The following is a 14,024-nucleotide window of genomic DNA, read 5'->3' as shown; positions in this document are numbered from 1 at the left end:
TCGACCTCAGACCTCAGCCGATGCTGTGCTGTTCGACGCGCCTTGCGGCGCTTTGACTGCGTTGCGGACGACGACCGTGCCGCCCTTGGGCCCGGGGACCGAGCCCCGCACCAGCAGCAGGCCGCGCTCGACGTCGGCCTCGACGACTGCGAGGTTGAGCGTGGTGACCTTCTCGCCGCCCATGCGGCCGGCCATGCGGGTGCCCTTGAACACCCGTGAGGGCGTGGCGCAGGCGCCGATGGCGCCGGGGGCCCGGTGAACCCGATGCGCGCCGTGGCTGGCGCGCTGGCCCGAGAAGTTGTGCCGCTTCATGGTGCCGGCGAAGCCCTTGCCCTTGGAAGTGGCTGTCACATCGACAAGCTCTCCAGGACTGAAAAGGTCGGCACCCAGTTCGGTGCCGACCGATACTTCGCTCACATCGTCGAGCCGCAGCTCTACGAGCCGTACGCCAGGGTCGATCCCGGCTCGCTCATAGTGACCGTTGGTGGGCTTGTTGACCTTGCGGGCCTCACGGTGGCCGTAGGTGACCTGCACCGCGGTGTAGCCGTCTTGCTCGTTGGTGCGCACCTGGGTGACCCGGCAGTCATCGACGCGCAGCACAGTGACCGGGACGACGCGGTTGTCGTCGTCCCAGAGCTGTGTCATGCCGACCTTGGTGGCGACAAGCGCCCTGTTGGCCATGTGCGCGTCTCTCTCGTGCTTTCGCCGTGCATCCCACTGCCCGCACAGCGAGCAGTTGCCCCTTCGGCTTCCCGCTCAGCGGGCCGCCATGCGAACGCTCCGCACGGCTGCGCCGGCGGAGCGGTTCTGGAGGTTGTGCCGACCGGTTCCGAACACCCGACCCGTTGCGGGAAGGCATCCGGCCTTGCCGGACGTCAGTTCGGCGCAGGAAGTCCGCGCCGCGAATCAAGCAGGCTACCGAGGGTCCACGACCGCCCCAACCTCGCGCTCGTTCAGCCAGCGGGTCGGGGGCGCCCTCGTTGATATGCCGCGAACAGCATCACTTCGCTCGCCAGGACAAGGTGGAATGCGGTCGGCAGGTAGGCAGTGAACCACCTGCCGGCAGCGAAGCTCTCGTCGCCGAACGCACCGGCATCGCCGAGGAGCCCGACTGCCAAGCGCGCCGCCATCACGGCGAAGTACAGGACGCCGAACCAAGCGACTGGTCGCACCCAGCGCCGCCCGAACAGGCTTCGGCCCGCTCGCATTCGCAGCGTCGCGGCCGCGATGATCATCAAGATCGCCACTTGGGCCGCGAACAGCGCCGGGAACGGCAGGCTGCTGCCCTGCCAGGCGTCTTGGGAAGGCAGGAAGGCCACGTCCCACCAGCGCTGCACAGCTTGACCGGCGACACGAGCCAGGAATGCAAGGCCGAATACGAGGCTCACCGCGGCACATCGCGTGTCGTTCACCTGTCCTCCACCGGCACCAGGACGGCTGCGGGATCGAGCCGCAGACCCAATCCCCCGCCGCTGCGATCGGGCACGTCCTGACCGCGCAACATTCCTCCGTGACCCCACATGATCGTCAGATCGGTGAGATCGCGGGCCAGCAGATGCGTCCCGAAGGCACCTTCCGCCCCCACAACGGCACCGGGAGCGCTCGCGATGACAGCGAGCGCCGCCCGGGTGAGCAGGCTCGTCTCCCCCACCTGGCACCCGACGATGACGTCAATGCCGGCGCGCACCGCAGCAGCCACCACGTCCAGCGACCTGACGATCCCACCCATCTTCGATACCCGCACGTTCACGATCCACGCCGATGGCTCCACCAACGCTTCGAGCTGCCGAGTGAACCGCAAGCTCTCGTCGGCGATGATCTTCACCCCGCACTGCTGCGCGACGCGCATGCACCCGTCGACATCACCCGCCCGCAACGGCTCCTCGACGGCGAATGCGACGTCTCCTAGTGCGTCCAAGTGTGCCGCGCACTGCTCAGGCGTCTCCCAGAGGTTGTTCGCGTCGAGCCGAACCGTCGCCGGGCTCGAGCCTCGGGAGACGAACGGGGCCAGCTTGGCGCGATCACGCCGCGGCGAACCCGAGAGCTTCACCTTGAAGTCGGTGAAGCCGCGCACGCGAAAGCCGCGCAGCTGCCATCGATACAGCAGCAGGGGCATGTCGCCCAGAACAGCGGTATAGGCCACGTCGGGCGGGCCTGAAGCAACACCCAGCAACTGCTCGATGTTGCGGCCGCTCGCCTTGCCCAACAGGTCGAGGGCGGCTAGCTCCATCGCGCAGAAGGCGGCCGGGTTCTCGTCGATGGCATCACGATGGGCATCGATCCAGGAACGCAGGTCGTCCACGCTGCCCACGCCCGCGCAGAACGACGCGGCGTGCTGGTTGACAAACGCTGCGCAGCCCCCGACGGTCTCTCCGGTCACGTACAGCCGTGGGCATCCTTCCCCGTAGCCGATCGTGCCGTCGTCAGCGTGAGCCGCCACGATGAGGTTCTCGGCGTAGCGGCGGCTGGCAGAGGCATGCCGGAACACGCGCTTGAACGGCACGGGGAACGTGAACGTCTTCAGGTGGCGGATCTGCACGCATTCACCTCGTTCGAACGCGCTCAGACCGGGGCCGCGAAGTCGCCGAAGCGAAACGAGCAGTCGGCGCTGTATTGCAGCCGGAGGTATTTGAACTGCACGTCACGCTGACCGTCAGCGACGCGCTGGCGCCTGAATTCATCGCCCGTGCCCGCTGCAAGGCACCGGACGCGCAGGGGCACCAGCCGGCCGCTGGCTCGTTTCTGGTCGTACTCGACATTGGCCTGTCGCAATGCTCGTTCGACACCGTGTGACAGTGCGCCGGCAAGTTCTGCCCCCGGCGGGCCAGCCGGTGTGTTCGCCAGCTCCACGTAGAGGGTGTAGCCGGCCTCTGCCACATCGGCCAGCATGATGAAGAACGGCGCCACCGTGTTGAACTCGGCGACCGCGGCAGTCACGGCCGACATCACCTGGAACTCATAGAGCTTTTCACCGGTGATGCTGGTGACGCCCTTGCCCTTCTGGACAAAGGACAGGACCGGCGTGCGATCGACGAAGCCCGTCACCCGCACGATGTCGTTCATGTCGTAGCGGTACAGACCGTCGGCCGTGGTCACGATGACGTAGTAGTCATGGCCGGCTTCGAGGTCGGCAAGCGTGCAAGTCTGCTGGTCACGGTTGGAATCCTCGGCGGCGGCCTCCCACTCGTCGCGTTCTGCGAACTCGAAGAAGTTGTCCTGCAGGGTCGCGACGCAGGAGCCTTCGACGGGATCGATGTTGACGGTGCCGCTCACTTCGCTGGCGAGATAGCCGAGCTCGAATACCGGGCAATCGGGTGTCAGCATCGGTTGGAGACGCTCTACTGCCAAGCCGCAGCTCCCCCCGGTCCACGTCACCACCGCGCGCAGGTCACTCCAGATATCGGCATAGGTGAGTCGGCCTGTGGCCTCAAGGCACCGGTCGAGCGCCGCCGCTCGCTTCGGGTTTGCGTGGAGCCCCAGCTGGTCGTCGCGCCCGGTGACGCTGCAGCCAGCGGGCAACCTCCCAGTGGCCACGGCGTCGAGCACTACGTCAGCGGATGAATTGAGCACATCCATCAGCCGGATGAACGTCGAGGGATTCGCGGTCGCCATCGTGGTGACGGCTGCGTCAGCGGCGCCCAGCACCGCCATGGCCAAGTACCGGGCGTCGTAGTCGGCGATGTCGGATACCGACGCTGGCAGCACGTACCGGCGGCGCAGCAGCTTGCCCTGGCTTGCGTACAGCAGCCCTGAGGCCGAGCCGTACGGCGTGCCCGCTGGCATCGTGCCCTCGTGCGCGGCGCCGCTCACCACGAACACCTTGCCGCCGAGTGCCGACGTGCGCCTTGACAGGGTGTAGGCCGCGAGTCGTTGCAGGCGTTGAATGCGTGCCAAGCCGGCCTTGGTCAGCGGGATGTTCTTCGGTTCGGCGACGGTGCCGCTGGTCTGGTTGTAATAGACCGGCTTGGCGGCCGTCAGGCACGGCTCGCCGGTGGCCTCTTGCCGCTCGATCTCCTCCCGCAGGTGTTCGTAGGTCTGCACCGGCACGGCACGGCGGTAGTCGTCGAGGCCGGCAATCGAACCGAAGCGGTGATCGGTGCCGAAGCTGGTGCCCGAGTTGTCGGCGAGGATGCGCTGCAACACCCGATCCTGCGCCGTCCGCGGATCCGTGCAGGCGCTGACGAGGTTGCTGTAGGTGCGCCCGCTGGCCGCGGCCAAGCCGGCTCGGAGCAAGCGGTAGCTGAATCCGTCCGTCACTTGGAGATTGCCGCGGGTGTCGTCTGCTTGTCGAGGCTTCGGATCAAGGGGGTGCGCATCTGCGCGACGAATCCCTTCGGATAGTCGCGGTTCAGCAGCCCGAGCCGGCCGACCGCGGAGTCGGCGGGCAGGAACCGGGTTCCGAACAGCAGATCCCAGATGATGAGGTTGTTGCCGTAGTTGTGATCGGATTCCGCTGGCAGTTCCGAGTGATGCCAGCGGTGCAGTTCGGGGCCGCTGATGAGGTAGTTCAGCCACCCCAGGCGTACGTCGCAGTTGGAGTGCTGGTAGAAGCCGTTCAACGCGTAGAAGACGAAGTAAGCCGCCAGAACCTCGGTGCCCACGCCCACGAGCACGAACGGCAATGCGTCCACGCAGTACTGGACGGCCTTTTCGGCAGGGTGGAAACGCCCGACGTTCAGCCAATACAAGCGGTGCGGGGAGTGGTGCACCGCGTGCCACCGCCACATGAACGGCAAACGGTGAAAGGCGCGGTGCAGCCAGTATCGGAAGAAGTCGGCGACGACCAGCATCAGCGCCGCTTGCAGCCAGACGGGCCACGAGTGCGGCCACAGACCACCGAGCGTCAGGTCGCCCTCGTGGAGCCAGCCGGCGAATGCCGTGACCGCCGCCAGCGACAGCAGCAACGGCAGCACCACCTGTACGGACACCATGAACGCCACATCGGCACGCAGGTCGCCGCCTTCAGGCCGCCATTCGGCACGGTACGGCAGCGCAACCTCGTGGAGCGTCACCAGCCCGGCACCGACGAGCACCGCTGCATATGACGCCACGGCGACAGGCACGCCCGAAAGCGCCAACACGGCGTAGATCGCGATGCCGCCCAAGATCACGAAGGGATACGAGGCTCGCACCGCGACCCAAGCGAGACCCACCGAGCGGCCGTGCGCTGCCAGATCCGACTCGCCAGCCGTCACAGTCCGAGCCTAGTGAGAGCTGTGTTCATGGATGAGTGAGCGCGAGAGGCGTCCGGTTCAGTCGCCGAGGCGGACGATGGTGGTGCCGACAGTGCGGCCTCCCAGCAGATCCACGAACGCCCCGCCGGCCGATTCGAGACCGTCGTAGGTGACGTGTCGGGGCACGAGCGAGCCCGCGTCGATCCACTCTCGCATCTGGACGCGGGCCTCTTCGTAGCGGTCGGCATAGGAGAACACGAGGAAGCCCTGCATGCGCACCTGGTTGTTCACAAGCAGACCCGGAATGCCGCGCGGGCTGGGGTCGGGGCTGGCGGTGTCGTAGGCCGAGACCGCCCCACAGCAGACGATGCGGCCGAACGTGGCCATGCGGAACAGCGCTGAGCCCAGTATTTCGCCGCCGGTGTTGTCGAAGTACACGTTGATGCGGTCGGGCGTGGCCGCCCGGAACTCGGCCCGGAAGTCGGGCGAGTGGCGGTTGATGGCGACATCGAAGCCGATCTCGTCGACCAGCAGCGAGCATTTCTCATCGGAGCCGGCAACGCCGACCACCTTGCATCCAAGGGACTTGGCAATCTGGCCGGCGATGTGGCCCACCGAGCCCGCCGCTGCGGACACCACCACGGTCTCGCCTGCCTCAGGCCGCCCGACGTCGAGCAAGCCGAAGTAGGCAGTGAGCCCGTTCGTGCCCAGCACGCCCAGGTGCAAGGCGGGATCGAGCGCGCCGTCCGCGACGCGCAGCTCGCCGCCGGCCATCACAGCGTGGCGGCGCCAGCCAGTCGCGCCCACGACGGTGTCGCCGACACTGATGTCGTCCGCGTTCGACGCTTCCACGATGCCCGCGCCCATGCCTCGCATCACCACGCCGACTTCCGGGGCGCCCGCGTAGCTGGCGCTGCCCTGCAGGCCGGCTCGCTGTCCCGCGCCGATCGTGATCGCCTGAACCCGCACCAGCACCTCACCTGGTCCGGGTTCGGCTGCATCATCGGGCCGCAACGCGAAGTGCTCAGCGCTGAGCGGCCCGTCGGGAACCTCGGCAAGCACCACGCAGTCCGACACCCGCGCTGTGTTCGTATCTCCAGTCATGACCCGCTCCTCGGTTCGTCAACGGATGTCGCTGCGGCACCACATGATTGCCGCTCGTCAGCGGCGGTTCTTCGCTCGTTTGCCAGAGGCAGCAGTCACCCGGGACACCGGCGACGATGGCTAACGCGACGAGCACGGCTCAGCGCAACTAACGTCCGCTGCCGTGTGCGCCGTCACCCGCAGGCGGCGCGAGCGACGCAACCGCCGGGAGACGGTGCGTCGACACATGACGCAACACCCAACGGATCGGGAGCTATCCGCATGAAATATGCCGCGCCGACCACCATTGACGAGGCGAGGACACTGCTGGCCGGAGATGCCGATGCCATCGTGTTCGCCGGCGCAACCGACGTCGTGCCGCAGATGCGCGCCGGGCGGCCTGAGCCGTCGATGGTGATCGACCTCAAGAAGATCGATCGCCTCATGTCAGTGAGCCTCGACGGCGACACCTGGCAGGTGGGTGCTGCGGCCCCCAGCTCGGCGCTGACGTCCAACGCCGCCTTTGCTGCCGACTTCCCAGGCCTGACCGAGGCTGCCGGACTGATCGGGTCGGACCAGATCCAGAACCGCTCCAGCCTCGGCGGAAACCTCTGCAACGCCTCCCCCGCTGCCGACTCAGTGCCTGCCCTCGTCGTGAACGATGCGGTCGCCGTGATCGCAGCCGCTGACGGCGAGCGACGGGTGCCCGTCGCCGACGTGGTGACGGGACCCGGCCAGACGTCGCTGGCACATGACGAGATCGTGGTGTGCTTCGAGCTCGCCCGGCCGGCCGGCGGTACCTCCGATGCCTACCTGCGACTCATCCCTCGCACCGAGATGGACATCGCCGTGGTGGGTGCCGGCGTCCGGCTCACGCTGGACGACAGCGGCGATGTGAGCGCGGCTGCCGTCGCGCTCGGAGCGGTTGCGCCCACCGTCGTGCGGGTGCCTGCCGCAGAGGCGGCGCTCGTGGGCAGCAGCCTCGACGACGCAGCGCTGGCCGCCGCAGCCGCAGCCGCCAGCGACGCCTGCAATCCCATCGACGACAAGCGGGGCACGATCAGCTACCGGCGCCAGGTCGCCGGCGTGCTCACCCGTCGAGCCGCCGGCATTGCCGCCGACCGGATCCGCACACGCAACGGACAGAACGGAGCGTCCTGATGAGCCGCACCCATGTGAACTGCGAGGTCAACGGCGACGCCGTCGACTTTCTGACCGAAGACGGCGAATCGCTGCTCAATGCCCTGCGAGACGAGCTGGGCCTGATCGGGGCCAAGGAAGGTTGCGGCACCGGCGACTGCGGTGCCTGCTCGGTCATCATGAACGGCCGCCTGCAGTGTGCCTGTCTGATCTTCGCCCCCGAGGCCGACGGCGCCGCCATCACCACGTGCGAGGGTCTCGCCAGCGCAGATGAGCTGCACCCGCTGCAGCAGTGCTTCCTCGAAGGAGCCGCGCTGCAATGCGGCATCTGCACGCCCGGGTTCCTCATCGCCGCCAAGGCACTGCTCGACGAGAACCCCGACCCCACCGAGACCGAAGTGCGCTACGCGCTCGCCGGCAACCTGTGCCGCTGCACCGGGTACGACAAGATCGTCCGCTCGGTGCTCGAGGCCGCCGTCCAGATCCGTACCCCAGCCTGATTGACATCGGCTGATTGAGATTCGCTCGACATCGCAGAAAGACACCAGAACATGAGCACTACTGAAGCTCCCGCTAGCACCGGGACCAATGGCAATGGCGCAAGCGGATACCGCTGGGTCGGCACCCGCCCCGTCCGCCACGACGGACTCGACAAGGTCGCCGGCAAGGCCCGCTATGCGGCCGACCTGAACCTGCCGGGAATGCTGTACGGGCACATCCTGCGCTCGCCGCATCCCCACGCGCGGATCGTTTCGATCGACACCTCAGCCGCCGAGGCGATGCCCGGCGTGAAAGCGGTGGTCACCGGAGCCGACTTCCCCGAAGCACCGCCCAAGGGCGCCACGCGCAACCTGATGTGCACGGTCATCGCACGCGACACGGTGCTGTACAGCGGCCATGCCGTGGCTGCGGTGGCAGCGTCCACCCGCCGCGAGGCCAAGGCAGCCGCCGAGGCCATCGAGGTCACCTACGAGCTGCTGCCCCACGTGCTGAACATCTCCGATGCGATGGCCGACGACGCACCGGTGCTGCACGACAACCTGTTCACGCGCGGTGTCGAGCCGCGACCCACCGAGCCGTCGAACGTCGCGGCGCGCACCGTGTACGAGCGAGGCGATGTCGAGCAGGGGTTCGGCGAGGCCGACATCGTGATCGAGCGGGAGTTCTCTACCCAGGCAGTGCATCAGGGCTACATCGAGCCGCACGCCTGCGTCGTCGACTGCGACCAGGAAGGCAAGGCCGTCATCTGGGCCTCGTCGCAGGGCCACTTCATGGTGCGGTCGTCGACTGCCACGGTGCTGGGCTGGGACACGTCGCGCATCAAGGTGATCCCGGCCGAGATCGGCGGCGGCTTCGGCGGCAAGACCACCATCTACATCGAGCCGGTTGCGGCGCTGCTGTCGACGAAAGCCGGCCGCCCGGTCAAGATCGTGATGAGCCGCGAGGACGTGTTCCGGGCAACCGGTCCCGCCCCGGGGGCGATCATCAAGATGAAGGTCGGCGCCCGCGACGACGGCACGATCACCACGGCGAAGGCGTGGCTGGCATACGAGAATGGGGCCTTCCAAGGCATTGCCGCGATGCTCGGCTGCATGTGCGTCGTATCGGCCTACACGCTCGATCACCTCTACGTCGAGGGCTTTGATGTGGTGCTCAACCGGCCGGTCAACGTGGCCTACCGAGCCCCCTCGGCACCCGCAGCAGCATTCGCCATGGATTCGGTGGTCGACGAGATCGCGGAGCGTGTCGGCATGGACCCGCTCGACCTCCGCATCCAGAACTGCCCCTCGCAAGGCGACCCGACGCCGTACGGACCCAAGTGGCCGATGATCGGCCTGCGCGAGTGCCTCGAAGCGATCCGCGACAGCGATCACTACCAGTCGGAGCTGCCCGAAGGGCAGGGCCGCGGTGTGGCCAGCGGCTTCTGGTTCAACATCGGCGAGGCGTCGAGCGCAACGGTGAACCTGAACGAGAACGGCACCGCCACGGTGATCACCGGCAGCCCCGACATCGGCGGCAGCCGGGCATCGATGGCGCTGATGGCCGCCGAGGAACTGGGCCTCGATGTGCACCTGATCCAGCCCGTCGTGGGCGACACCGAGGTGGTCGGCTTCACCGATGTCACCGAGGGCAGCCGCGCCACCTTTGCCACTGGCATGGCCGTCGTGGAAGCCTGCCGCGATCTCAAGGAGCAGTTGCGCAAGCGTGCGGCCAAGACGTGGGATTGCGATGTGGAAGAGGTCGAGTGGGTGGACGGCTCGGCCGTGCACGGGCCCGGCGAGCAGGAGCCGCTGACGCTGGCTGCCATCACCGGCAATGCCAAGCGCACCGGCGGACCGCTGGGTGCCACGGCATCGCTGAACGCCCGGGGCGCCGGCCCGGCTTTCTCAGTTCAGGTAGCCGACGTGTCGGTTGACCAGGAAACGGGCCGCGTCACCGTCGAGCGCTACACCACCGCCCAGGACGCCGGCACAGCGATTCATCCCAGCTACGTCGAAGGTCAGATGCAGGGCGGCGTGGTGCAGGGCATCGGCTGGGCACTCAACGAGGAGTACATCTACTCCGACGATGGCAACCTCGAGAACCCGGGGTTCCTCGACTACCGCATCCCGGTGGCGTCAGATCTGCCCATGATCGAAACCTGCATCGTGGAGGTTCCGAACCCGTCGCACCCCTATGGGGTGCGCGGCGTGGGCGAGGTGGGCATCGTGCCGCCGTTGCCGGTGATGGCCAATGCCGTGGCCGACGCCACGGGGGTGCGCATCAGCGACCTGCCGCTTTCGCCGCCGCGAGTGCTGCAGGCACTGACCGACGCCGAGAGCTGATCGCAACCCGAAGCCGCTGAGGCATTTCGTCGGGGCAACTCGATGGCGGTCGTTCACTTCTCGACCGACCAGCGCCAGCACACCGGCGGGACGCCTGAGGTCACCATCGAAGCGGCGAACGTGCGCGACCTGGTGCGGCAACTCGCAGAGCTGTTCCCATCACTCAACGCGCACCTCGTCGAGACGTCGTCCACCGCAGTCGCTATCGACGGCGAGATCATCCCCGACCCCTGGCTCGAGGAACTCACCGACACCTCAGAGGTGTACTTAGTCCGCCCGCTTGCGGGCGGCTGAGTCACGGCCAACGCCGCCCACGCGATAGACGGTGTGATCTGTATGCAAGAGCACGACATTGACCTGAGTGACGAGCGCTGGCAACGTCAGAACTGGAGCTTGGAAGAGTTCGTCTACGACACAGACGAATACGGCTACGACGACTACGAGGCCATCGAAGCCGACTATCTGGGTTATGACCCGCAGGAAACGACGCATGACGCGTTTGAGCGCCGTGACGAAGACGCCGAACTCGAAGTAGCGCTGATCGAGGCGAGTCACCTCGCGGCGGTGCGCTCCGATGCGCGAACTGCCGTCGAGATGGCGCGATTCGATGCGCTCGGCCGTGTCTTGCTTTATCGACAGCTACGCGACGCAGCAGATCTTGCTGTGGCAAGCGGTGGCACGTGGCATCCCGCCGTAGTGGGAGTCGCGGCCCGCCTCCTGATCATGTGGGTCAACGAGGTAGATCCATCAGGTGCCGCTGCTTCGCTCGCAAGCACCAAGATCGAAACCACAGACGCGGAGTCTGTGTCCGTCTCGCTCGCCGACTTACTCCGGGCGGCCGCGAAGATCGCACACCGACATATGCACGTTGAGACTCCATCGAAGCCATCGATCGACGCTGGCGCTCTGGACATGCTGGCCACGGTGCCAGATCGGCTCGGCTGCGGAGTTTCGGAGCTGCTTGATGCACGAACGATGTGGGTCGCCGACATTTCCGAAACAAACGGTCGGCGTCGCATCTTGACCGTTGCTGGAAGAGACGCACCTCGTGCTTTCGAAAATCTGATTCGCAAGCACTTCCAAAGCACATCTCGCAAACCGGACTACAGCGATTCCACGGGGGCGTATGCAGCGGGATCGGGGGACAACGCCGAGATCGTCGTGTTTCGTGCGATCGACCCGGACGCGGATGAGGATGCGCTGTATGGAATTTGACTCGGTCGGAAGACCGCAAGCCGTCACCGTCTTGCTGACGCCCATCGACCCCGTAGCTCACGACCAGTGCTACGCAGCGCCTTGAACTTGAAGTGCCGGTGCCGTCAACAGCCAATCGCTCATCCATCTAGCGCTAACCGGTTCGAAGACACCCTCGATTCCGATGCTCACTTGGACGGGCTCGTTAGTGGAGCGCCCGTCGTTTCGAAACTTGACTGGCGCATCAGTTCTCCTGCGCCGGGTTGCGACGGAATCGTCGTGCCGTTACTTGCAGAACTCAGGAATGGACCCGCCGCTGAGCAAGTGCGTCAGGAAACTGGACCTACACGATTGCCGGGTGTCCTCGATCGACGCGACGGCTTCCTCGAAATCCAATCTTATCTGATCGTGTTCACCACTGGTCAGGACGTCTTGGCAGTCCGGTGAATCGAGGATGGCTCCGGCCAAACGGGCCCACTCCAATCGATTGCTGAGGGAACGGGCATAGAACGCCCTCAGCACCTGAGGGTCTGAAGACGAATAGTCGGTGGCATGTATGACCGCGTCGTTCAGCATCTTGCTCTTGGCATCGCTCCACTCCGCTGCGAGTTCCGAGCAAACCTCGAACTTCTGCTCATGCTCGGCCCGCGCTCGCGCCTCCTCCTTGGTTCGTCGTGCTTCTTCCTCAGCGCGTAGGGCAGCTTCCTCGCGCTCTGCCTCCCGACGGGCTGCAAGCTCTGCGGCCTCCCTTGCCGCGCGATCGGCCGTCGTCGTCGGCGTCAGCGATGTAGTCGGCGCCAACGTCACCGATGGGTCCGTCGCCGTGGTCGAGGGCGGTTCGATGGTTTCGGTTGGGATCTCTTCAGCCATGGACGCGGTACTGGTCGCAAGTGCAGCTTCCGTGGCTGGCATCGGGTCAATCTCGGTTGGACTGTCTGCGTTGCCACCCTCGAGTTGCATACCCAATAGCAGGCCCGCTACTCCCACGGCGGCAACCAGCAGCACAACCAATACCGTTTTCGGTCGGCTCACTCGAGTGGATCCTGCTGGGCGTTGCATCGATACTGATCAGGACGGGTAGGAAGCTGTTGAGCCAAGTGCTCGGTCGCGAAGGAAACCGGGTTGTGCATGCGAGCGAGAGGCTTGCTCGCCCGTAACGATCGCAGGTACCGGCTCTGGCTGCGCTGCGATCATCGCCGTACCCGTTCGTCCGTTCATCGCTGGGGCCTGGCTATTCGGTGGCCTTCGGATGGCCTGTACTTGCGACCGTCAACCAGACCGTTCGCTGGGCGTCGTCGATGCAGTACCAGATGCGACCGCCAGCAGTGACTTCGTACTGCCACTGCTCCATCTCGACGCCGTTCACCGAACGGCTGGCGAGCTGTCCTTGGAGCGGCTTCTGACGAGTATCCCGGCGCCGCGGTTCCTTCGTGATCCGCTCCCACGCGCTCCGGGCGTTACCTGGCGCAGCCGAGGAAACCTGTTCCCAGCCCTTCGCCGCATCATTGTTCGCGAAGCGGCAATCCCAGCCGTCCGCTCGCGGCGGCGGCGCAACACGTTCTCGGCGTCTCGGCAAGATACTTCGCCAGCCGGATTCAGTCAGTCGGATACGGAACCGGGCCGCCGTGCGACACCTCGATTGGTTCCGAAAGCTGGCGCAACAACTCGGGGTCGGCGTACACCTCGGCAGTGGCCCTCCACGCATCCACAAGCAGAGCCACGGGCTCAAATACCCCGACAGAAACCGCAGCCAAGAGCTCGTAAGTCAATTCCTGCGCAAACTGCTCGCGCTCGTTACGGGGCAAGTACTTCACCCAGGGATAGGCCTCACCTAGCGCTGCCCCGAATGCAACCGGACTGTGCGCAGCGAGGTTTCGGAGCATCCGAGCGAATGCCTCAAACGCGTCCGAACGCGCGACATCGCGGTCGGCCCGACACAGCCGAAGCGCGGGCGCGTTTCTACGACGGAGGACGACATCGTGTTCTTCGAGCTCTGCCACCACCTCGTTGGGGTGACGCAAGAATTCTGAGAATGTCCGCTCGACGACCGACATACGAGCACCATACCTGAACTATTTCAGAAGTTCTATCGCCGTTGATGCGAGAAGCCGAGCTTGTCTCCGAGCCAGCGCGGAATCAACCGAGGTTCCGGAGCTCGTGTTCGTTGCCGTCAATGCAACTTGGATGCAAGTTGAACTTCGGGTCCAGGAAACTGTGAGAAATAGCAGGCTGAAGCAGCGCCAGAGCCGCACCTGCCACAGAAACGGAGCGAGTGCGCTAGGGCTGGACCTTGAGCTCGATCTCGACGCCGGCAGGCAGGTCGAGCCGCTGGAGCGAGTCGACCGTCTTGTCGGTGGGATCGATCACGTCGATGAGGCGCTTGTGGATGCGCATCTCGAAGTGCTCGCGCGAGTCCTTGTCCTTGTGGGGGGACCGCACGACCGTGTAGCGATGCTTCTCGGTCGGCAGCGGCACCGGTCCACGCACCTTGGCGTTGGTGCGCAGCACGGTCTCAGTGATCTTCTGTGCCGACTGGTCCACGATCTCGTGGTCGTAGGCCTTGAGCCGCATTCGGATCCGAGGTGCTGCCATGTCGCTGCCTAACTGC

Annotated in this window: 15 protein-coding genes; 5 read left to right on the top strand and 10 right to left on the bottom strand. The window is 65.9% G+C overall.

What is annotated here, in order from left to right:
• Positions 1-6: 6 nt before the first annotated feature.
• From rplC to ACOGI5_RS05940, 6 genes are all read right to left on the bottom strand, one after another.
• Positions 7-681: a 50S ribosomal protein L3 gene (rplC, locus tag ACOGI5_RS05965; protein ID WP_419863521.1), complete on the bottom strand. Its 675-nt coding sequence runs from the start codon at positions 679-681 to the stop codon at positions 7-9.
• A 272-nt stretch (positions 682-953) separates the two neighbouring features.
• Positions 954-1,412 carry a hypothetical protein gene (locus ACOGI5_RS05960; RefSeq protein ID WP_419863520.1) on the bottom strand — a complete coding sequence of 153 codons (459 nt, stop codon included), beginning with the start codon at positions 1,410-1,412 and terminating at the stop codon, positions 954-956.
• Positions 1,409-2,539, bottom strand: a complete 1,131-nt coding sequence (locus ACOGI5_RS05955) for a mandelate racemase/muconate lactonizing enzyme family protein (RefSeq protein ID WP_419863519.1) — start codon at positions 2,537-2,539, stop codon at positions 1,409-1,411. Before ACOGI5_RS05955 ends, ACOGI5_RS05960 begins: the two co-directional genes overlap by 4 nt.
• A 23-nt stretch (positions 2,540-2,562) precedes the next feature.
• A complete protein-coding gene (locus ACOGI5_RS05950; RefSeq protein ID WP_419863518.1) occupies positions 2,563-4,257 on the bottom strand; it encodes a GH3 auxin-responsive promoter family protein in 1,695 nt (564 codons plus the stop codon).
• Positions 4,254-5,195, bottom strand: a complete 942-nt coding sequence (locus ACOGI5_RS05945; protein ID WP_419863517.1) for a sterol desaturase family protein — start codon at positions 5,193-5,195, stop codon at positions 4,254-4,256. Before ACOGI5_RS05945 ends, ACOGI5_RS05950 begins: the two co-directional genes overlap by 4 nt.
• Before the next feature lie 57 nt (positions 5,196-5,252).
• Complete coding sequence (locus ACOGI5_RS05940) at positions 5,253-6,278, bottom strand: NADP-dependent oxidoreductase (RefSeq protein ID WP_419863516.1); 1,026 nt, start codon at positions 6,276-6,278, stop codon at positions 5,253-5,255.
• Positions 6,279-6,539: 261 nt separating this feature from the next.
• On the opposite strand from ACOGI5_RS05940, the gene ACOGI5_RS05935 reads away from it, so the two are divergent.
• From ACOGI5_RS05935 to ACOGI5_RS05915, 5 genes are read left to right on the top strand one after another with little or no spacing between them, the layout of a single operon-like run.
• Positions 6,540-7,418, top strand: a complete 879-nt coding sequence (locus ACOGI5_RS05935) for an FAD binding domain-containing protein (protein WP_419863515.1) — start codon at positions 6,540-6,542, stop codon at positions 7,416-7,418.
• Positions 7,418-7,897 (top strand): (2Fe-2S)-binding protein, encoded by a 480-nt coding sequence (locus tag ACOGI5_RS05930; RefSeq protein ID WP_323671058.1) that lies wholly within the window; start codon positions 7,418-7,420, stop codon positions 7,895-7,897. Before ACOGI5_RS05935 ends, ACOGI5_RS05930 begins: the two co-directional genes overlap by 1 nt.
• 51 nt (positions 7,898-7,948) lie before the next feature.
• The gene (locus ACOGI5_RS05925; protein ID WP_419863514.1) at positions 7,949-10,222 is read left to right on the top strand and encodes a xanthine dehydrogenase family protein molybdopterin-binding subunit; all 2,274 of its coding nucleotides are present in this window, start codon (positions 7,949-7,951) and stop codon (positions 10,220-10,222) included.
• 42 nt (positions 10,223-10,264) lie between these two features.
• A complete protein-coding gene (locus ACOGI5_RS05920) occupies positions 10,265-10,516 on the top strand; it encodes a MoaD/ThiS family protein (RefSeq protein ID WP_419863513.1) in 252 nt (83 codons plus the stop codon).
• Positions 10,517-10,558: 42 nt separating this feature from the next.
• Positions 10,559-11,437 carry a hypothetical protein gene (locus ACOGI5_RS05915; protein ID WP_419863512.1) on the top strand — a complete coding sequence of 293 codons (879 nt, stop codon included), beginning with the start codon at positions 10,559-10,561 and terminating at the stop codon, positions 11,435-11,437.
• Between the two features lie 264 nt (positions 11,438-11,701).
• Here ACOGI5_RS05915 and ACOGI5_RS05910 read toward each other — a convergent pair whose 3' ends face one another.
• The 4 genes from ACOGI5_RS05910 to rpsJ all read right to left on the bottom strand — a co-directional run bounded on the left by ACOGI5_RS05910 (position 11,702) and on the right by rpsJ (position 14,008).
• Positions 11,702-12,448 (bottom strand): hypothetical protein, encoded by a 747-nt coding sequence (locus ACOGI5_RS05910; protein WP_419863511.1) that lies wholly within the window; start codon positions 12,446-12,448, stop codon positions 11,702-11,704.
• A 199-nt stretch (positions 12,449-12,647) separates the two neighbouring features.
• A complete protein-coding gene (locus ACOGI5_RS05905; protein WP_419863510.1) occupies positions 12,648-12,782 on the bottom strand; it encodes a hypothetical protein in 135 nt (44 codons plus the stop codon).
• Positions 12,783-13,011: 229 nt separating this feature from the next.
• A complete protein-coding gene (locus tag ACOGI5_RS05900) occupies positions 13,012-13,470 on the bottom strand; it encodes a hypothetical protein (protein ID WP_419863509.1) in 459 nt (152 codons plus the stop codon).
• 223 nt (positions 13,471-13,693) lie between these two features.
• Positions 13,694-14,008: a 30S ribosomal protein S10 gene (gene rpsJ, locus ACOGI5_RS05895; RefSeq protein WP_323671069.1), complete on the bottom strand. Its 315-nt coding sequence runs from the start codon at positions 14,006-14,008 to the stop codon at positions 13,694-13,696.
• Positions 14,009-14,024: the final 16 nt, after the last annotated feature.

The sequence above is a fragment of the Candidatus Poriferisodalis sp. genome, from assembly GCF_965208925.1.
Taxonomy (GTDB): domain Bacteria; phylum Actinomycetota; class Acidimicrobiia; order Acidimicrobiales; family Poriferisodalaceae; genus Poriferisodalis.
Note: the sequence above shows the minus strand (reverse complement) of the source record. Positions and strands in the feature narration are given on the sequence as shown.